17 protein-coding genes are annotated in these 19,030 nt (G+C 71.6%); 6 read left to right on the top strand and 11 right to left on the bottom strand.

Annotated elements, in window-relative coordinates; all coding sequences use genetic code 11:
- Window positions 1-5 precede the first annotated feature (5 nt).
- Both ACH54P_RS42770 and ACH54P_RS42765 read right to left on the bottom strand, forming a co-directional pair.
- Entirely contained in the window at window positions 6-131 is a 126-nt protein-coding gene (locus ACH54P_RS42770; RefSeq protein ID WP_489909004.1) for an MFS transporter small subunit, read from the bottom strand.
- On the bottom strand, window positions 131-1,486 hold the full coding sequence (locus tag ACH54P_RS42765; protein WP_489909003.1) for an L-lactate MFS transporter: 1,356 nt from the start codon (window positions 1,484-1,486) through the stop codon (window positions 131-133). Before ACH54P_RS42765 ends, ACH54P_RS42770 begins: the two co-directional genes overlap by 1 nt.
- Before the next feature lie 102 nt (window positions 1,487-1,588).
- On the opposite strand from ACH54P_RS42765, the gene fdhD reads away from it, so the two are divergent.
- Complete coding sequence (gene fdhD / locus ACH54P_RS42760; RefSeq protein ID WP_489909002.1) at window positions 1,589-2,413, top strand: formate dehydrogenase accessory sulfurtransferase FdhD; 825 nt, start codon at window positions 1,589-1,591, stop codon at window positions 2,411-2,413.
- On the opposite strand, the gene ACH54P_RS42755 is transcribed toward fdhD, so the two are convergent.
- Window positions 2,410-3,849: a carotenoid oxygenase family protein gene (locus ACH54P_RS42755; RefSeq protein WP_489909001.1), complete on the bottom strand. Its 1,440-nt coding sequence runs from the start codon at window positions 3,847-3,849 to the stop codon at window positions 2,410-2,412. The genes fdhD and ACH54P_RS42755 overlap by 4 nt on opposite strands.
- 74 nt (window positions 3,850-3,923) lie before the next feature.
- On the opposite strand from ACH54P_RS42755, the gene ACH54P_RS42750 reads away from it, so the two are divergent.
- The gene (locus ACH54P_RS42750; RefSeq protein ID WP_489909000.1) at window positions 3,924-4,631 is read left to right on the top strand and encodes a TetR/AcrR family transcriptional regulator; all 708 of its coding nucleotides are present in this window, start codon (window positions 3,924-3,926) and stop codon (window positions 4,629-4,631) included.
- Between the two features lie 425 nt (window positions 4,632-5,056).
- The gene (locus tag ACH54P_RS42745) at window positions 5,057-5,971 is read left to right on the top strand and encodes an alpha/beta hydrolase (protein ID WP_489908999.1); all 915 of its coding nucleotides are present in this window, start codon (window positions 5,057-5,059) and stop codon (window positions 5,969-5,971) included.
- Window positions 5,972-5,977: 6 nt separating this feature from the next.
- Here the strand turns inward: ACH54P_RS42745 and ACH54P_RS42740 are convergent, their stop codons facing one another.
- From ACH54P_RS42740 to ACH54P_RS42710, 7 genes are all read right to left on the bottom strand, one after another.
- Window positions 5,978-6,901, bottom strand: a complete 924-nt coding sequence (locus ACH54P_RS42740; protein ID WP_489908998.1) for an anti-sigma factor RsbA family regulatory protein — start codon at window positions 6,899-6,901, stop codon at window positions 5,978-5,980.
- A gap of 53 nt (window positions 6,902-6,954) precedes the next feature.
- A complete protein-coding gene (locus tag ACH54P_RS42735; protein ID WP_489908997.1) occupies window positions 6,955-7,374 on the bottom strand; it encodes a hypothetical protein in 420 nt (139 codons plus the stop codon).
- 50 nt (window positions 7,375-7,424) lie between these two features.
- Complete coding sequence (gene clpX, locus ACH54P_RS42730) at window positions 7,425-8,720, bottom strand: ATP-dependent Clp protease ATP-binding subunit ClpX (protein ID WP_285449452.1); 1,296 nt, start codon at window positions 8,718-8,720, stop codon at window positions 7,425-7,427.
- Between the two features lie 229 nt (window positions 8,721-8,949).
- Entirely contained in the window at window positions 8,950-9,603 is a 654-nt protein-coding gene (locus ACH54P_RS42725) for an ATP-dependent Clp protease proteolytic subunit (protein ID WP_489908996.1), read from the bottom strand.
- 25 nt (window positions 9,604-9,628) lie between these two features.
- Window positions 9,629-10,234 carry a ClpP family protease gene (locus ACH54P_RS42720; RefSeq protein WP_086839928.1) on the bottom strand — a complete coding sequence of 202 codons (606 nt, stop codon included), beginning with the start codon at window positions 10,232-10,234 and terminating at the stop codon, window positions 9,629-9,631.
- 138 nt (window positions 10,235-10,372) lie between these two features.
- Window positions 10,373-11,764 (bottom strand): trigger factor, encoded by a 1,392-nt coding sequence (gene tig, locus ACH54P_RS42715; RefSeq protein WP_489908995.1) that lies wholly within the window; start codon window positions 11,762-11,764, stop codon window positions 10,373-10,375.
- 128 nt (window positions 11,765-11,892) lie between these two features.
- A complete protein-coding gene (locus ACH54P_RS42710; RefSeq protein ID WP_489908994.1) occupies window positions 11,893-12,483 on the bottom strand; it encodes a TetR family transcriptional regulator in 591 nt (196 codons plus the stop codon).
- 138 nt (window positions 12,484-12,621) lie between these two features.
- On the opposite strand from ACH54P_RS42710, the gene ACH54P_RS42705 reads away from it, so the two are divergent.
- The gene (locus ACH54P_RS42705; RefSeq protein ID WP_489908993.1) at window positions 12,622-14,706 is read left to right on the top strand and encodes a fatty acid desaturase; all 2,085 of its coding nucleotides are present in this window, start codon (window positions 12,622-12,624) and stop codon (window positions 14,704-14,706) included.
- Window positions 14,707-14,727: 21 nt separating this feature from the next.
- On the opposite strand, the gene ACH54P_RS42700 is transcribed toward ACH54P_RS42705, so the two are convergent.
- Window positions 14,728-15,300 (bottom strand): hypothetical protein, encoded by a 573-nt coding sequence (locus ACH54P_RS42700; RefSeq protein ID WP_489908992.1) that lies wholly within the window; start codon window positions 15,298-15,300, stop codon window positions 14,728-14,730.
- A 177-nt stretch (window positions 15,301-15,477) separates the two neighbouring features.
- On the opposite strand from ACH54P_RS42700, the gene ACH54P_RS42695 reads away from it, so the two are divergent.
- Together ACH54P_RS42695 and ACH54P_RS42690 are read left to right on the top strand one after the other, a co-directional pair.
- Window positions 15,478-17,037: a sensor histidine kinase gene (locus ACH54P_RS42695; RefSeq protein ID WP_489908991.1), complete on the top strand. Its 1,560-nt coding sequence runs from the start codon at window positions 15,478-15,480 to the stop codon at window positions 17,035-17,037.
- 103 nt (window positions 17,038-17,140) lie between these two features.
- Entirely contained in the window at window positions 17,141-18,970 is a 1,830-nt protein-coding gene (locus tag ACH54P_RS42690) for a glycosyltransferase family 39 protein (protein ID WP_489908990.1), read from the top strand.
- The last annotated feature ends 60 nt before the right edge of the window (window positions 18,971-19,030 follow it).

Raw genomic sequence — 19,030 nt, 5'->3', positions numbered from 1 at the left:
GCGAGCTAGCCGAAGAGCTGCACGAGCTTCAGGAACAGCTGGTACACGCCGTAGCCGAAGGGTAGCACCACCCACGCCCAGGCGAGCACCATCAGCGGCACCCGGTTCGGCCGGGTCTCCTGCTCCGCCATCACGCCTCACTCCTCGCGGCCTGGCCCGCCGGGGCGGGCTCGTGGAACTTCTCCTTCACCGGCCGCACCAGCTCGTTGGCCACGAAGCCGACGACGAGCAGGCCGATCATGATGTAGAACGACGTCGTGTACAGGTCCGGGCCGGACTTGCCCGCCGCCTTCTCGCCGTCGGCGATCCGGTTGACGATCAGCGGGCCGAGCACACCGGCCACCGACCACGCGGTGAGCAGCCTGCCGTGGATCGCGCCGACCTGGTAGGTGCCGAAGAGGTCCTTCAGGTACGCCGGGACCGTCGCGAACCCGCCGCCGTAGAACGAGAGGATCACCATCGCGCACAGGATGAACACGAGCTTCGACGAGTTCTGCGTCAGCGCGATCACCAGGTACAGCACCGCGCCGACGCCGAGGTAGGTGCGGTAGATGTTCTTGCGGCCGACCAGGTCCGAAGTGGACGACCAGACGAACCGGCCGAGCATGTTGCACAGCGACAGCAGCGCGACGAACCCCGCCGCCGAGGCCACGCCCACCGGGGTCGAGGTGTTCTTGAAGAAGTCCTGGATCATCGGCGACGCCTTCTCCAGGATGCCGATGCCCGCGGTCACGTTGAAGCACAGGACGACCCAGAGACACCAGAACTGGGGCGTCTTGATCGCGTTCGCGGCCGAGACGTTCGCGGTGCTGATCATCGCCTTGCCGTGGTCGGTCTTCGGCTCCCAGCCCGCCGGCTTCCAGTCGTCCGCCGGGACCCGGACGAGCAGCCAGCCGAGCGACATGAACACGGCGTAGACGACGCCGTGCACGAGGAACGCCGTCGCGATGGTGCCCTTGTCCGGCGAGGTGCCGAGCATCGAGGACGACCACGGCGACGCGATCAGCGCGCCACCGCCGAAGCCCATGATCGCGATCCCGGTGGCCATGCCCGGCCGGTCCGGGAACCACTTGATCAGCGTGGACACCGGCGAGATGTAGCCGATGCCCAGGCCGACGCCGCCGATGCCGCCGTAGCCGAGCACGACCAGCCAGAACTGCCCGGTCGCCACGCCGAGCGCGGAGATGAGGAACCCGCTGGCGAAGCAGCACATCGACACGAACATCGCCCAGCGGGGGCCGTTGCGTTCGACGAGCGTGCCGCCGAACGCCGCGGACAGCCCCAGCATCACGATGCCGAGCTGGAACGGCAGCGAACTCTGCGTGCCGTTGAGGTGCATCGTCTTCTCGAGCGGGGTCTTGAAGACGCTCCATGCATAGGCCTGCCCGATCGACAGGTGTACCGACAGGGCCGCCGGCGGCACCAGCCAGCGCGTCCAGCCTGGGGGTGCCACGATCCGGGATCGGTCCAGGAAGCCGAGAGCCATCGGTTCCCTCCGTACTCTGGGGATGATGGAGGGAATGTATTACTAAATACCCGGCGTTGCACCATACGGGTGTCGAACTTCCGGGCAGCGAAAGGTGTGCTGATGGGCAGGGTGACCGTGCGCAGGCCGGTGCGGCGGATCTCCGCGACCGGGGACCGGCGCCGCCCCGACGCGCTGGCGGCCGAAGAGCCCCTCGAGCTGCGGGTCGGCGGCAAGGCGCTGGCCGTCACCATGCGCACTCCCGGGAACGACGTCGAGCTGGCCCACGGCTTCCTGCTGTCCGAGGGCGTCATCGGCGGCCGGGCCGACATCGCCGTCGCCCGCTACTGCGACGGCGTCGACGACCAAGGCCGCAACACCTACAACGTGCTGGACATCGCCCTGGCCGACGGCGTCCCGCCGCCGGACACCGGCGTCGAGCGGAACTTCTACACCACCTCTTCGTGTGGCGTCTGCGGCAAGGCCGCCCTGGACGCGGTCAAGCTCCGCACCCGCTTCTCCCCCGCCGAGGCGGCGTTCGCGGTGAAGAGCGAGACCCTGTCCGGCCTGCCCGACGCGCTGCGCGCCCGGCAGAAGGTGTTCGCCAGCACCGGCGGCCTGCACGCGGCGGCCCTGTTCACCCCGGACGGCGAGCTCGACGTCGTCCGCGAGGACGTCGGGCGGCACAACGCGGTCGACAAGGTGCTCGGCTGGGCCGTCCTCGAAGGACGGATCCCCGCGCCCGGGCTCGGCCTGCTGGTGTCCGGGCGCGCGTCGTTCGAGCTGGTGCAGAAGGCCGCGATGGCCGGGATCGGGCTGCTGGCCGCGGTGTCGGCGCCGTCTTCGCTGGCCGTCGAGCTGGCCGAGGAGAACGGCATGACGCTGATCGGCTTCCTGCGGGGCGACTCGATGAACCTCTACACCGGTGACCACCGCCTCCTGACCTAGCCGACGGGCACCCAGTTGCCGTGGAAGCCGTTGGGCACGCGGTCCGGCAGGTGGATCGCCGCGACGGTCTCCAGGGTGCCGGCGTCGAGCAGCGTCAGGTCGCTGCGCTGCGTCGCCGGGTCGAAGACGAAGCCCATCAGGACGCCGTCGTCCTCGGCCGCGTCTTCGTGGCGGGGGACGAACACGAACTCGCCCGGCTGCCGTCCCGCGCCGAACGCGCGCTCCTGCCGCGAGCCGGTGTGGAAGTCGTGCTTGAACAGCGAGCCGCCGGGGTTCGCGCCGCCGTCGGCCGACATCGCGTAGCCGTAGCGGTGGCGACGGCCGACGAGCCGCTCGTCGACGCGCGGGAACTCCTGGCCGCGGTCGTCGAGCCGCTCCTCCAGGACCTTGCCCGCGGTGAGGTCGACGGTCCAGCGGTCCAGCGTCGGGCCGCCCTCGTCCGGGCCGTGCAGCTCGCGGTCGAACATCTTCGGGTGGCGGACGACGTCGAGCACGACACTGTCGCCGTCGTCGTAGGCGTTGAGCGGGTGGAAGACGTAGCACGGCTCGACGTCGAACCAGCGGACGTCCCCGTTGCCGCCCTCCCGCGGCATGACCCCGATCCGCGCCGGGTACTTCGGGTCCCAGCGGTACGGCAGGCCGCCGTTCGCGCCGAGCTTGCGGGCCATCATCGCGGTGACCGGGTCCGGCACGCGGACCTTGCCGACCATGGCCGAGAGCACCAGCTTCGCGGGCGTGCGCAGGGCACCCGGCACGTTGGCGGCGACCGCCATTTCGGCGTTGAACGTGACCGGCAAGTCGTAGAACACGACGTGCTTCTCGGTCAGGGAGAAGTCGTGCATCATCGGTGACCCGGTGACCTCGACGTCGACCGTGCGGCGGGCGCGGCCCTGCGCGTCGATCACCGAGTACTGGACCTTGTGGCCCATGCCGAAGAAGTACGACACGGCGTGCAGTTCGCCGGTGCGCGGGTCGCGCTTCGGGTGGGCGGTGTAGCCGCCGGGGAGCGTGCCGTCGAAGTCGCAGCGGCCGACGGTGTCGAGCTCGTCGGTCAGCTCGTAGATGGGCGCGCCCGCCTCGACGAGAGCGAGGGTCTTCCCGGCGTGGCCGATGACGTTGGTGTTGGCGCCGAGCGCGTCCAGTCCGCAGAACCGGCTCGCGTCCTCGCCGTTCAGGGTCGCGGCGACCGCCGGGTTGCGCACCCAGCGGTTGCGGTACCACTCGGCCTTGCCGCCGCGCAGGCGCACGCCGTGGACCATGCCGTCGCCCATGAACCAGTGGTAGGCGGCCGGGTCTACTTCGGACAGCGGGTTGGGCCCGTTGCGCAGGTAGCGGCCGTCGAGGAACTCGGGAATCCGGCCCGTGACGGCCAGTTCGGTGATCGTGTGCTCCCGGCTGACCGGGGCGAAGTTTCCTTCGAGGAACTTGTTGCCCATGACTGACCCCTCCGAACGGACCCATAACTGAGTTATGTATTCTTTTATAACAGGGTTATGGGAGACTGGCAAGCATGAGCCCGAAACCCCGCGCGACCGACGTCAAGGACCGGCTGGTCGAGGCCGCCATCCGGCTGATCGACGACGGCGGCCCCGAGGCCCTGCAGGCCCGCAAGCTGGCCGCCGAGGTCGGCGTCTCCACGATGGCCGTGTACACCCACTTCGGCGGCATGGCCGCCCTGGTCGACGAGGTGGCGCGCACGGGGTTCCTGCGGCTCAGCGCGAGCCTGGCCGAGGTCGGCGAGAGCGACGACCCGGTGGCGGACATCTACCTCCTGGCCCGCACCTACCGGCAGACGGTCGCCGAGCGGCCGCAGCTGTTCGCGGTGGTGTTCGGCCAAGCCGCGCCCGGCGGCAAGCGGGCGACGCTGTCCGATCTGACCACCGAGGCGGGCCGCGAAGCCGCCCAGGAGGGTCTGGAGGCCTTCGGGCACATCGTCCGGGCGACCGAGCGGGCCATCGAGGCCGGCCGGTTCCGGCCAGCGGACAAGTACCAGGCGGCCGCCCAGCTGTGGAGCGCGCTGCACGGGTTCGTCACGCTGGAGGCGTCCGGCCACTTCGGGGCCGGTGAACAGGGGATAGACCACATTTTGGTACCCCTCGGGATCACCCTCGCGGTGGGTCTCGGGGACACTGTGGACAGGGCCGGAAGCTCGGCCGAAGCCGCGAAGGCGGCGTGGCGGGCGAGGACCGGAAACGCCGGGCAGGGTGGGAACGACTAACCCGGCGAGACAGGACGTGAGGGGAACGCGGAGCAGGCGCGCGGCGTCCTGGTAGTAGCAGGTGGGGACGGAGACAGGTGAACGACGAAAACGGGGAGCACGGGCACGCAGAGCCCTCCGGGGATGCGCGCTCCGCGGGTGCGCGCGCCGCGGGTGCGCGCGCCGGGGCCGAGTGCGGCGGCGCCTCCGCGGGCGAGCCCTCCGGAGCCGGGCGCTCCGACGCCGAGCTCTCTGCCGGGGCCGCGCGCTCCGCGGGTACGCGCGCCGGGGCCGAGCTCTCTGCCGGGGCCGAGGGCGGGCCCTCCGGGATCGAGCGCAGCGGCGTCGAGCCCGAGCGCTCCGCGGGCGAGCCCTCCGGGACCGAGCCCGCCGCCGGAACCGAGCGCTCCGCAAGCGAGCCCTCCGAAGGTGAGCGGAGCGACGCCGTGGGGGCGGCGGTCCGTGACGCGCGCCGGTGGCTCAGCCGCCGTTCGGTGCTGATCGCGGGTGCGTCCGGGCTGGCCGTGACCGGGCTGGCCGTCGGCACCGCGACCGGCAAGCTGCCCTTCAGCCAGGCCCTGCAGCGGGCGCTGGGCGTGGCGTCGTCGAACCCGACGACCCAGCTGGGCAGCACCCGCGTCGAACGCGTCTACTCCGCCGCCCGGGGCCGGATGGTCGACCTCGTGTTCATCCTGCCGTCGAAGACGCCGCCGCGCGGGCTCCCGATGTCGCTCGTGCTGCACGGCCTGCACGGCAACGCCCGCAGCGCCGCGCCGACCGGCACGCTCAAGCAGCTCGCCAGCGACGTCGCCCGCAAGGCCGTCCCCGCGTTCGGCTTCGTGGCCGTCGACGGCGGCGACAACTACTGGCACCAGGTGCACCCCGGCGACGACCCGATGGCGATGCTGCTGGAGGAGGTCCCGCAGTGGCTGCGGGCCCGCGGCTTCGCCGGCCCCACCGGGCAGCCGTTCGCCTGCACGGGTGTCTCGATGGGCGGGTTCGGCGCGCTCGTCTACACGCGCCGCCGGGTCGAGCGGCGCCAGCCGCCCGCCGCCGTCGCGACGCTCGCCCCGGCGCTGATCCTGTCGTGGCAGGAGATGGCCAAGCGGCACATCTTCACCGGCCTCCAGGACTGGACGGCGCTGGACCCGCTGCGCCACGTCGACGAGACCAAGGGCGTGGCCAACGGCATCTGGTGCGGCACGGAGGACCCGTTCATCACCGGCGTCCGCCGCTACATCGAAGCCGCGCACCCGGCGGTCGCGCACACCGCGCACGGCAAGCACGGCGACCCGTTCAACCGGACGGTGGTGCCGAGCCTGATCAGCTTCCTCGGCAAGCACGTCCCCCGCACCGACTGAACCGGCTCAGCCGCAGCGGAAGTGCACCCGGGTCGTCGTGCGGCCCGGCACCCAGTACGTGCGGACCAGGTCGGCCAGGCGGTTGACCAGCAGCAACCCCCGGCCGCCCAGCGTCGTCGCCGACGGCGGGACGCGGCCGGCCAGCGGCTCGAGGATGGTGCCGGCGTCGGTCACCTCGCCGATCAGCTGCTCCGGCTCCGCCCACAGCCGCAGCACGCCGGTGCCGCCGCCGTAGAGCACGCTGTTCGTGGTCAGCTCGGCGATCGCGAGCGCGAAGTCGTCGCGCCGGGGCCGGCGGAGGCCGTGCCGGGCGGCCCAGATCTCCGCGAAGCCGCGCAACGACGCCAGCTGCCCGATGTCGAACGTCCGCTCGACGGCGGCCGGCGGCGGCGCGAGCGGCCGCGTGAAGTCCGCGCGCACGCCGTCGGGGTCGAAGCGCGGGCTGACGAACGGCCCTGCTGGACCCCACAGCTCGGGGTGGGTGCGCTCGGCGTCGGCGAGGACCTCCAGCGGCAGCTCCGCGAGGTCGTACGGGCACAGCACGGCCAGGTCGCGGCCCGCGAAGGCGTTGTTGATGAGGGCTTCGTGCTCCACGCACGCCGGGTATTCGACGTCGGAGCGGCCGTTCCAGATCGGCTCCCCCACGATGCGCACCGGACCGGGGTGCTCACCGGCGAAGGCGAGCAGCACCGACGGCAGGATGGCACCGGGGTTGCGGCCCGCTCGCTGCATGTCGATCAACCGGACCTCGCCCGCCCGGTCTTCCAGCGCCTTCTCGATGAGCAGGAGGTTCCGGCCCGGAACGGCGACGGCCGCCGGCTCGCCCCGGTCGAGGCCGTCGAGCAGGAACGGAATGACGCCGTCGAGGTACTCGCTGTCACCGCGATAGAAGAGTGCCGGATGCCGGAACGGTCTGAGGGCATCTACCACGGGGTTGTCTTACCCAACCGGCGGCAGCGTCAAACCCTCCGGACGGAGGGAATTCACTCGACCCATCGGCCCACGACCGAGATCAGCCAGAAGCCGACCGTGGTCGCGAGGGCGAACAGCAGCACCCAGTTGAACAGCTGACGCCGGTCGGTCACCCCGCGGGCCTGCCACAGCCCGTAGCCCGCGACGACGAACAACGGCACCGGGATCAGCGGCAACGGCGACAGCCGCGCCACCACGGCCACGACGCACGTGCCGGTGAACACGGCCAGCACGCCCATCAGCACGCGGTTCAGCCACGGGTACCGGTCGAAGACGGACGCGATCACGCGCTCGCTCAGCTCGCGGAACCCGAGGGCCGTCCCGGCCGGGGCGTCCCCGGCGGGCACCGGGGCCGGATCCGGTGGCGGCGGCGCCTGCACGCCGCCACCGGGGACCGTGCCCCCGGAACCCGGGAAAGAGTCAGCAGTCATTCAGCTTTTCCTGTCGGTCTCCGGGCCGGGTGGCCCGGAGACGCCCGGCCTCAGGCCGACTTCTCGCCGCGCTCGCTGCGCGCGCGCCGCGTCGGCTGCCGGGCGACGATCGTCGGGTTCACGTTCTCCCGGACGGTCTGCTCGGTGATGACGACCTTCGCCACGTCGTCGCGGCTCGGGATGTCGTACATGACCGGCTGCAGCACCTCTTCCATGATGGCGCGCAGCCCGCGGGCACCCGTGCCCCGCAGGACCGCCTGGTCGGCGATGGCCTCGAGCGCGGTCTTGGTGAACTCGAGCTCGACGTTGTCCATCTCGAAGAGCTTCTTGTACTGCTTCACCAGGGCGTTGCGCGGCTGGGTGAGGATGCTGACCAGCGATTCCTTGTCCAGGTGGCTGACCGTCGCCACGACCGGGAGCCGGCCGATGAACTCGGGGATCAGGCCGAACTTGATCAGGTCCTCGGGCATCGTGTCGGAGAAGACGTCGCTCTCCTCGATCTCGGACTTCGTGCGGATCTCCGCGCCGAAGCCGAGGCCGCGCTTGCCGACCCGCTCGTTGATGATCTTCTCCAGCCCGGCGAACGCGCCGGCCACGATGAACAGCACGTTCGTCGTGTCGATCTGGATGAACTCCTGGTGCGGGTGCTTGCGGCCGCCCTGCGGCGGGACCGAAGCGGTGGTGCCCTCGAGGATCTTCAGCAGCGCCTGCTGGACACCCTCGCCGGAGACGTCCCGCGTGATCGACGGGTTTTCGCTCTTCCGGGCGATCTTGTCGACTTCGTCGATGTAGATGATCCCGGTCTCGGCCCGCTTGACGTCGTAGTCCGCCGCCTGGATGAGCTTGAGCAGGATGTTCTCGACGTCTTCGCCGACGTACCCCGCCTCGGTCAGCGCCGTGGCGTCCGCGATCGCGAACGGCACGTTCAGCAGCTTCGCGAGCGTCTGCGCGAGGTAGGTCTTGCCGCACCCGGTGGGGCCGAGCATCAGGATGTTCGACTTGGCGAGCTCGACCGACTCCTCCTTGGAGTCCTTCGGCCCGGCCTTGTCGTCCGCCTGGATCCGCTTGTAGTGGTTGTAGACCGCTACCGCGAGGGTCCGCTTGGCGTCTTCCTGACCGATGATGTACTGCTCGAGGAACTCGTGGATGTCGGCGGGCTTGGGCAGCTCGTCGAGCTTGACGTCGCCGGCCTCGGCCAGCTCCTCCTCGATGATCTCATTGCAGAGGTCGATGCACTCATCGCAGATGTAGACCCCGGGGCCGGCAATGAGCTTCTTCACCTGCTTTTGGCTCTTCCCGCAGAAAGAACACTTCAGCAGGTCTCCGCCGTCACCGATCCGTGCCATGGCCGTTGACCTCGTCCCCTCCGGCGCGGTTGTCCGCGCCTGACGTGTGTTGCGACGGTGCGACCCGCGGTCACGCACGACCGAGCGGAGCCTCACGCATTGCCACTGACGGTACCCGTCCGATGCCGTGAGCGGGAACACCCGCGAGCGCCGGGAGCACGTCAGAGGACGACCCTAAACCAGGATGCCGGTGTATGTCGTCTTCTCGACACACACCGGCCTGGCGGATCTACAGAGCCGACGCCTTACGGTACGGCAGAACCTCGTCGATGATGCCGTACGCCTTGGCCTCTTCGGCGGTCAGGATCTTGTCCCGCTCGATGTCGGTCTTGATCTGGTCCGGGTCCTTGTTCGTGTGCTTCGCCAGGATGACCTCCATCTGGCGCCGCACCCGCTGGATCTCGTTCGCCTGGATCTCCAGGTCGGAGACCTGCCCGTAGGTGCCCTCGGTGGCCGGCTGGTGGATCAGCACGCGCGAGTTCGGCAGCGCGTAGCGCTTGCCGGGCGTGCCGGCCGCCAGCAGCACCGCGGCGGCCGAGGCGGCCTGGCCCAGGCAGTACGTCTGGATGTCGGGGCGGACGAACTGCATGGTGTCGTAGATCGCCATCAGCGAGGTGAACGAGCCACCCGGCGAGTTGATGTAGACCAGGATGTCGCGGTCCGGGTCCTCGTGCTCGAGGTGCAGCAGCTGGGCCATGACGTCGTTGGCCGACGCGTCGTCGACCTGCACGCCGAGGAAGATGACCCGCTCTTCGTACAGCTTGTTGTACGGGTTCGACTCCTTGACGCCGTAGCTGGTGCGCTCGACGTAGGACGGCAGGATGTACCGCGACTGGGGGATGTTCGGAGCCCGGAAGTCACCCGGGAGCCTGAAGTTGCTCATCGAAAGTCTCCTTGGTGCTTCGGGCTCAGCGAGAGCCCGCGCGGGCGATGTCGGCGGTGAGGACGTGGTCCACGAACCCGTAGTCCTTCGCCTCCTGGGCGGTGAACCAGCGGTCGCGGTCGCCGTCCTTGATGATCTGCTCGACGGTCTGCCCGGTCTGGTCCGCGGTGATCCGGGCCAGTTCCTGCTTCCACTTGTTGAACAGGTCCGCCTGGATCGCGATGTCCGACGCCGTGCCGCCGACACCGGCCGAGGGCTGGTGCATCAGGATGCGCGCGTGCGGCAGCGCGTAGCGCTTGCCGGGCGTGCCCGAGGAGAGCAGGAACTGCCCCATCGAGGCCGCCATGCCCATCGCGTAGGTCGCGACGTCGGGGCGGATCAGCTGCATCGTGTCGTAGATGGCGAACCCGGCGGTGACCGAGCCACCCGGCGAGTTGATGTAGAAGCGGATGTCGGACTCGGCGTCGTCGGCGTCGAGCAGCAACAGCTGCGCGGTGATGCGGTTCGCGATCTCGTCGTTGACCTCGGAACCGAGGACGACGATGCGCTCCTGGAGCAATCGCTCGAACACCGAGTCGGTGAGGGTGAGCCCTGCGGTGCCGGTCCGCGCCTCGGGCGTGTGCTGCGTCACGTCTGCCTGCCTTTTCGCCGGCAGCGGCCCGGTGCTGACGGCCGCCGCTGTCGTTTCAGATGCTTGAGATCTTGTATCCGACCCTAACGAACTTGGGCGGCGCAGAATGCCTGACACCGCCCAAGTTCGCTCACAGCTTCACTCCGCCGGAGTCTTCGCCGTTTCGTCGGTGACCTGCGTCTCTTCGGTTGCCGCGTCGACGGCCGGCTCGTCGCTGCCGAACAGCTCCGAAAGGTCGACCTCGGCACCCGAGCCGTCGGTCACGGTGGCCTTGCGGACCACCGAGGCGAGGGCCTTGCCGCGCCGGACGTCGGCGTAGATCGCGGTCAGCTGGCCCGACTGCTGGGCGCGCTGGACGTACTCGTCCGGGCTGATCCCGAAGCGCTGGGCCTGGTAGATGATCCGCTCGGTGAGCTCGCCGTCGTTGACCGAGACCGCTTCCTTGTCGGCGATGGTGTCCAGCAGCAGCTGCGTGCGGACGGCCTTCTCCGACTCGGTGCGGGTCTCCGCGTCGAACTCCTCGAGCGTGCGGCCCTCGGCCTCGAGGGCCTGCGCGAACTGGGCCTCGTCGTGGTCGAACGGGTGGATCGCGTCGTGCTTGCGGTTCTCGATCTCGGAGTCGAGGACCTTCTCCGGGATCGGCACCTCGGTGCGCTCCAGGAGCTCCTCGAGCACCTTGTCGCGGGCCTGGACGCCCTGCTGCATCTTCTTGACGCGGCCGAGCCGCTCGCGCAGGTCGTTCTTCAGCTCTTCGATGGTGTCGAACTCGCTGGCCATCTGGGCGAACTCGTCGTCGGCCTCGGGCAGCTCGCGCTGCTTCACCGACTGGACGGTCACGGTCACCTCGGCGTCCTTGCCGGCGTGCTCACCGGCGACGAGCTGGGTGGTGAACGTCTTCGTCTCGCCGGCGGTGGCGCCGACGATCGCCTCGTCGATGCCGTCCACGAGCTGGCCGGAGCCGATCTCGTAGGACAGCCCCGAGGTGGCGGCCTCCTCGACGGCCTCGCCGTCGACGGTCGCGGCCAGATCGATCGAGACGAAGTCGCCGGTCTCGGCCGGGCGCTCGACGCCGGTCAGCGTGCCGAAGCGGGCCCGCAGCTCGTCGAGCTGCTCGTCGACCTCGGCTTCGTTCAGCTCGACGTCGTCGACGGTGATCGCGAAGCCGTCCAGGTCGGGCAGCTCGATCTCCGGGCGCACGTCGACCTCGGCGGTGAACTCGAGCACGTCGCGGTCCTCGAGCTTGGTCACGTCGAACTCGGGGTTGCCGAGCGTGCGGACCTCGTTCTCGCGGACGGCCTCGATGTACTTCGCCGGGATGGCCTCGTTGACGACCTCGTCGAGCACCGGGCCACGCCCGATCCGGCTTTCCAGGACGCGAGCGGGCGCCTTGCCGGGCCGGAAGCCCGGGATGCGCACCTGCTGGGCGATCTTGCGGTAGGCGCGGTCGAAGTTCGGCTTGAGCTCGTCGAACGGCACCTCGACATTGATCTTGACTCGCGTCGGGCTGAGCTGCTCGACGGTGCTCTTCAAGGTCTTCTCCTCGAGCGGTAACGATTGTGGTGGACAATCCTGCGGAAATGGCCCCGGTCACCTGCAGACCGGGACGTCCGAGTCTAGGCCAGTGGCCCGCGCGGCCCGGGCGGGGGCCACCTGCGGCGTCACTGCCCGAGCATCCGGCCGATCACCCAGCGCATCTGGCCGCTCGCGTGCTCGGCCGAGCCGCTGGGCTGCACCAGGTGGGAGAGCAGCAGCCGGACGAACGCCTCGACCGCGACCGCCCACTCCGACGGCGTCAGCCGGACCTCGGGGTAGCAGTGCGCGAAGAGCGCGGCGACCGTGTCGACCGACCGGCCGAGCACCGCCTCCGGCCGCGACGTCAGCAGCGGGAGGAAGTCGTCCCGGCCGCCCTGGACCCCGCCCAGCGCGATCTCGAGCAGCGGGTTGACGCGCGCCGCTTCGAGGGTGTGGCGGAACGCCGCGGTGACGCCGTCGACCGGGCGGCCCGGGTGGGCGAGCACGACTTCGGTCACGCGCTCGGCGAAGCGGTCGGTCTCCCGCAGCATCAGCGCCTCGGCGAGCTCGGCCTTGGACCCGAGTTCGTTGTAGACGGTCTGCCTGCTGACGCCGACGTGCGCGGCCAGCTTGCCCATCGTCACGGCGGCCCAGCCGTCCGCGGCGATGAGCTCCGCCGCCGCGGCCAGCAGCCGCTCCCGGGTGCGCGCCGGGCCGGGGTGGGTGACGGCCTTCACACCACGAGCTTACCGGGCGCTTCCGTTCCGCTGGCCGACACCTTTTTTCGAAGCCTGCTACAACGTTTACAAACGCCGATCGGTTGTCTACGGTGACTCCCGCCTCGCCAGGAGCTTCTCGACCGAGGAGACCGCTCGATGCCCGTCGTCGATACCCCGCCGCGTGGCTCCGGGACGTCGTCGCCGGTGCCGTCCCGCGCGGTGCCGTCGCCGCGCATCCCGCTGCCCCGCCTCTCGGTGCCGACGCTCCTGCTGTTCGCCGGCGGTGTCGCCCTGTGGGTGACCGCGACCTGGCTGCTGCTGGCCGGCGTCGCGCCGCCGGTGTTCACCGTGCCGCTGCACGCGATCGTCACCTTCACGATGTTCACGGTCGTGCACGAGTCGGCGCACCACGCCGCCGGGAAGCTCACCTGGGTCAACGAGCTGCTCGGCCGGCTGGCGATGCCGTTCGTCGCCGCCTACGCCTCGTTCCCGCTGCTGCGGTTCATCCACAGCGAACACCACCGCAACACCAACGCGGACTCGCACACCGACCCCGACGCGTGGACGTCGCAGGGCGCCTGGTGGTCGCTGCCGTTCCGCTGGCTGACCATCGACTTCTGGTACGCGCGGTTCTACGCGTCCCGCGTGCGCGGCCGGCCACCGCAGGAGCGGGCCGAAACGATCGTGCTGCTGTCGCTGGCGTTCGCCGCGGCCGCGTCGCTGATCGCCGCCGGCCACGGCCGGGAGCTGCTGCTCGGGTACCTGCTGCCGCAGCGGCTCGGGCTGGCCGTGCTGGCCTGGTGGTTCGACTGGCTGCCGCACCACGGCCTGCCCGCCGCGAAGCCGCGGGACAAGTTCGGCACCACGCGGGTGCGGGTGGGGCTGGAGTGGCTGATGACGCCGATGATGCTGTACCAGAACTACCACCTGGTGCACCACCTCCACCCCGCCGTGCCGTTCTACCGGTACCTGCGGGCGTGGAAGGACAACCGCGAGGCGTACCTGGCCCGCGACGTCCCGATCATCACGGCGTGGGGCCGGGAGCTGACGCCGGCGGAGTACCGCGCGTGGCGGCGGCTGGCGGACGACCTCGGCGACCGGGAGCCCTGCCCGGAGCCGCCGCCGCTCGGCCCGAGCCGGTTCCACCGGCTGCGGGTCCGGCAGGTCCGGCCGCTGACCGCGGACGCCGTCGCGATCACCTTCGACGTCCCGCCGCACCTGGCGGCGGAGTTCCGGTTCACGCCGGGCCAGCACGTGGCGGTCCGCGCGGTGCTCGACGGGCAGGCCGTGCGGCGGACGTACTCGATCTGCGCGCCGGCGAACTCCGGCGAGCTGCGGATCGCGGTGAAACGGCGTCCCGGCGGCGCGTTCTCGGGCTTCGCGACGACGACGCTGGCCGCGGGCGACTTCCTCGACGTCCTTCCGCCGTCCGGCGGGTTCACGCTCACACCGGATCCTTCGCGGACCGCGCACTACGTCGCGCTGGCCGCGGGCAGCGGCATCACGCCGGTGCTGTCGATCTTGGTCAGCGCGCTGGCCGCGGAGCCGCACAGCCGGGCGACGCTGCTGTACGTCAACACTTCGGGCGCGACGACGCTGTTCGCGCGGGAGCTGAGCGCGCTCGCCGACGGCTTCGGCGGGCGGCTGCACGTCGTCCACTACCGGACCGACGAGCGCGACCCGGACCTGCACGCGCACCGGCCGCGGCACTTCGACACGGTCGGCGAGGCGCTCGCCATCTCGCACGAGCGGTACCAGCGCGGGCGCCTCGACGGGACGCGGCTGCGCGCGCTGCTGCAGAACCGCCTGCACCCGGCGAAGGTCGACGAGTGGTTCCTGTGCGGGCCGCGCGGCCTGACGGACCTGGCCCGGCGGACCCTGGCCGACGCGGACGTCCCGGAGGAGAACGTCCACTTCGAACTCTTCCGCGGCGCGGCGCCCCTGCGCGACCCGGCGGGAACGCCCGCCCGGCTGGCGGTGACCCTGGGCGGCACGACGACGTGCGTGGCGGCCGAGGCCGGCGAGACGGTGCTGGACGCGGCCCTGCGGGCGGGGTTCGAGGTGCCGTACTCGTGCACGGGCGGCGCGTGCGGCACGTGCCGGGCCACGCTGCTGCACGGCCAGGTCGACATGGACGTCCGCTACGCCCTCACGGAGGACGACGTGGCGGGGTGCCGGATCCTGACGTGCCGGGCGCGGGCGACGACCCCGGAGGTCGCGGTCGACTACGACCGCCGCTGACCCCCGGGCCGCCGCCGCGGGTCAGCCGGTTTGCGTGGGCGCTCCCGGGGGCGGCGTCCCCTGCTGGCCACCTCCGGGTGCCTGAGCGCCCGTTTCCCCTTCGGTCACCGAAGTCGCCGTTGCCGAGTCGCCGGATTCCGTCGCCACCACCGTCACCGTGTCGCCCGCGGCCACACCCGTCGCCTGGGCCGAGGTGATCGTGTACGTCTTCGAGAACCCGTCGTCGCTCTGGGCGGTCAGGGACGTCGCGCTCAGGGCCGTCACCTTGCCGGTCTGGAGGATTTTCGTGACGTAGCCGCCGTTTCCGTCCGACGACACGTACTCGCCGTGCAACGCCGAGCCCAGACCGCCGCCCGGGCCGCCGGTCATGCCGCCGGGGCCGCCGGTCATCCCGCCCGGCCCGGCCGCGGCGTCGGTGGACGCCGACGACGACGCGGCCCGGATCGCCGCTCCCCCGCCGGCCACGATGGCCACCGCGACGGCGCCCGCCGCGATCTTCTTGCCCGGCGACCGGCTCGGCCGCGGGGGCGTCCCCGGTGCGGGCGCCGCGCCCCATGTCTGGTCCGAAGTGGACGGTGCCTGCGGTGTGGTCATGTGTTGCTCCTTGACGAGATCCTTCGGTGCGATCCACGGTGGAGCCGGTCGCTGTGTGCGCACTGTGCCTGCCGTCAGCCGTTCCTGTGACCGGAGGAATCGGACACCCGGTCACCGCACAGCCGCCTCACAGGCAGCACACATCCCGCACACACGGCGCGGACGGACGCTGAAGCCATGGCCGCGCGCACCACCCCGCCCCGCCCCCACCGGATCGGCCGGCCGGGGCGGCTCTCGCTGCGCACGAAGCTGACCGGCTCGATGGTCGCGCTGCTCACCGTGGTGTGCCTGGTCGTCGGGGTGGTCAGCGAGTTCGCGCTCGACGTCTTCCTCACCCGCCAGGTCGACCAGCAGCTGTCGGCCGCGGCGACCCGTTCACTGGTCTTCGCGAGCAACGCCGCGCCGCAGGACGGCGGCCCGCAGCCCCAGCCGGACGGCCAGACGGGCGAGCACCCGCTGGGGCAGAACGTCGGCACGGTGAGCGGCACCTTCTCCGGGCAGCGGCTCGTCCACGACGAGAGCATTTCGGAACACGGCGAGCGCCTGAAGCTCACCGACGCCCAGCAGGCCGTCATGCGGTCGGTGCCCGTCGACGGCAAGCCGCACACGGTGTCCTTCGACGACCTCGGCGAGTACCGGCTGATGGCGCTGCGGGTCACCGCGACGGGTGACGTCGTCGTCACCGGCCTGCCGATGCAGCCGGTCAACGACACGCTGCTCACCGTCGGGCTGATCCTGTTCGGCGTCGCCGCCGCGGGCGTGCTCGGCGCGGCGTTCCTCGGCGCGTTCGCGGTCCGCCGCACGCTCCGGCCGCTCGACCGCGTCGCGGCCACCGCCGGGCGGGTCACCGAGCTGCCGCTCGACCGCGGCCAGGTGGCGCTGTCCATCCGCGTCCCCGAGGCCGACACCGACCCGCGGACCGAGGTCGGCCAGGTCGGCTCGGCGCTGAACCTGATGCTCGGCCACGTCGCGCAGGCGCTGGAAGCGCGGCACGACAGCGAGATCCGCGTCCGGCAGTTCGTCGCGGACGCCAGCCACGAGCTGCGGACGCCACTGGCCGCGATCCGCGGGTACGCCGAACTGGCCGCCCGCGGCAGCGCGCTGGTGCCGCCCGACGTCGCCCGTTCGATGGGCCGGATCCAGTCCGAGGCCGTCCGGATGACGGCGCTCGTCGAAGACCTCCTGCTGCTCGCCCGGCTCGACGCGGGCCGTCCGCTGGAAGCGCGCGAAGTCGACCTCACCCGGCTCGTCGCCGACGCGGTCGGCGACGCCCGGGTCGCCGACCGCGACCACCGGTGGCTCCTGGAACTGCCGCCGGACCCGGTGCTCGTGCACGGCGACGTCCAGCGCCTGCACCAGGTGCTGGCCAACCTGCTGGCCAACGCCCGCACGCACACCCCGCCCGGCACCGCGGTCGTGACGGCGCTCGCCCGCACGAAGGACACCCACAGCGCCGTGCTCACGGTGACCGACGACGGCCCCGGCATCGCGCCGGACCTGCTGCCCGACGTCTTCGAGCGGTTCGCGCGCGGCGACTCGTCGCGCTCCCGCACCGCCGGCAGCACCGGGCTCGGGCTGGCGATCGCGTGCGCCGTCGTCGTCGCCCACCACGGCTCGATCGAGGTGCACAGCCGCCCCGGCCGGACGGAGTTCGCCGTGCGCCTCCCCGTGACCGTGCCCGCACAGCGAGTGCACAGCGTCGGCACAACCCGGCCCCAGCTCGAGACCGGAAGCTGACCCCATGACCGCTGTGACATCCGGGGCTTCGCCCCGGGCCGGGGGCTCCGCCACCCGGGGCCCCCGAAAAGAAGCCGCTCTCGCGTCACCTGAAACCCCCGCCGTGACCCCGTCTCCGCCCGCCCGCCGGACCTGGCACCGGCCCGCGCTCGCCGCGCTGCTGCTCGCGACCGCCGTGCTCTACCTGTGGGGCCTCGGCGCGTCCGGCTGGGCCAACGCGTTCTACTCCGCGGCCGCGCAGGCGGGTTCGCAGAGCTGGAAGGCGCTGTTCTTCGGGTCCAGCGACGCCGCGAACGCGATCACCGTCGACAAGACCCCGGCCGCGCTCTGGGTGATGGGCCTGTCGGCGCGGCTGTTCGGCGTCAGCGCGTGGAGCGTCCTGGTGCCGCAGGCGCTGATGGGGGTCGGCTCGGTCTGGCTGCTGCACGCGACGGTCAAGCGGACCTCCGGCCCGGCCGCCGGGCTGGTCGCCGGCCTGGTGCTGGCGCTGACCCCGGCGGCGGCGCTGATGTTCCGCTTCAACAACCCGGACGCCCTCCTGGTGCTGCTGCTGGTCGCCGCCGCGTACTGCGTGGTCCGCGCGCTCGAGAAGGCGAGCCCGCGCTGGCTCGCCCTGGCCGGCGTCGCGGTCGGCTTCGGCTTCCTGGCGAAGATGCTGCAGGCGTTCCTCGTGCTGCCCGCGTTCGCTCTCGCGTATCTCGTCGCCGCTCCGGCGTCGCTCGGCAAGCGGCTGCTGCACCTGCTCGGCGCGCTGGCGGCGACGGTGGCCGCGGCGGGCTGGTACCTCGTGGTCGTCGCGCTGTGGCCGGCGGCCGACCGGCCGTACATCGGCGGGTCGCAGACGAACTCGCTGTGGGAGCTGGTCTTCGGCTACAACGGCTTCGGCCGGATCACCGGCGACGAGGTCGGCAGCGTCGGCGGCGGCGCCGGCCGCGGCTGGGGCTCGACCGGCCTGACGCGGCTGTTCGGCAGTGAGATGGCGGGCGGGATCGCCTGGCTGCTGCCCGCGGCGCTGCTCGCGCTGGGCGCCGGCCTGTGGTTCACGCGCCGGGCGCCGCGCACCGACCGCTCGCGGGCCGCCCTGCTGCTGTGGGGCGGCTGGCTGCTGGTGACGGCGCTGGTGTTCAGCTACATGGGCGGGATCATCCACCCGTACTACACGGTCGCGCTGGCCCCGGCGATCGCCGCACTGGTCGGCACGGCGGCCGTCCAGCTGTGGTGGCTGCGGGCGCAGCCGGCGGCGTCCGGGCTGCTCAGCGGCGGTGTCGCGCTGACGGCGCTGACGACGTACCTGCTGCTCTCGGCGTCGTCCTGGCAGCCGTGGCTGGCCCCGACGGTGCTGGTCGGCGGGCTGCTGGCCGCGGTCGCGCTGTTCTTCGCGGCACACCTGACGCAGTGGGCGGCATCGCTGGTCGCCGCGTTCGCGCTGGCGGTGCTCCTGACGGGCAGCGGCGCGTACACGCTGGCCACGGCGGCGACGACGCACAGCGGAGCGATCCCCTCGGCCGGCCCGTCATCGGGTTTCGGCGGCGGCTTCGGCGGCTTTGGCGGCGGTCGTGGCGGCGGCCCGGGTTCCCTCCTCACGACGACGATGCCGGGCACCCAGCTGACGGAGCTGCTCCGCAAGGACGCGGCCAAGTACACCTGGACGGCGGCGACGGTGCTCTCGAACGCGGCAGCGGGCTACCAGCTGGCGAGCGACGCCCCGGTGATGGCGGTGGGTGGCTTCAACGGCACCGACCCGTACCCGACGCTGGCGCAGTTCCAGCAGTACGTGGCGAACGGCCAGATCCACTACTTCCTCGGTGAGGGCATGACAATGCAGGGTTCGACCGGCTCGGACGCGGCCCAGCAGATCGCGGAGTGGGTGGCTTCGCACTACGAGGCCTCTACTGTGGACGGAGTGACGGTCTACGACCTCACCGCGGCCTGAGGCACCCCGACGAAAGCAGGGTCCGGGCTCGCCGACCTGGTCAAGGAACCCGGGCCTTGG

The organism is Amycolatopsis sp. N2S4-7 (assembly GCF_058119595.1).
The sequence above is the reverse complement of the archived record's forward strand: the minus strand, read 5'-3'. Positions and strand labels throughout refer to the sequence as shown.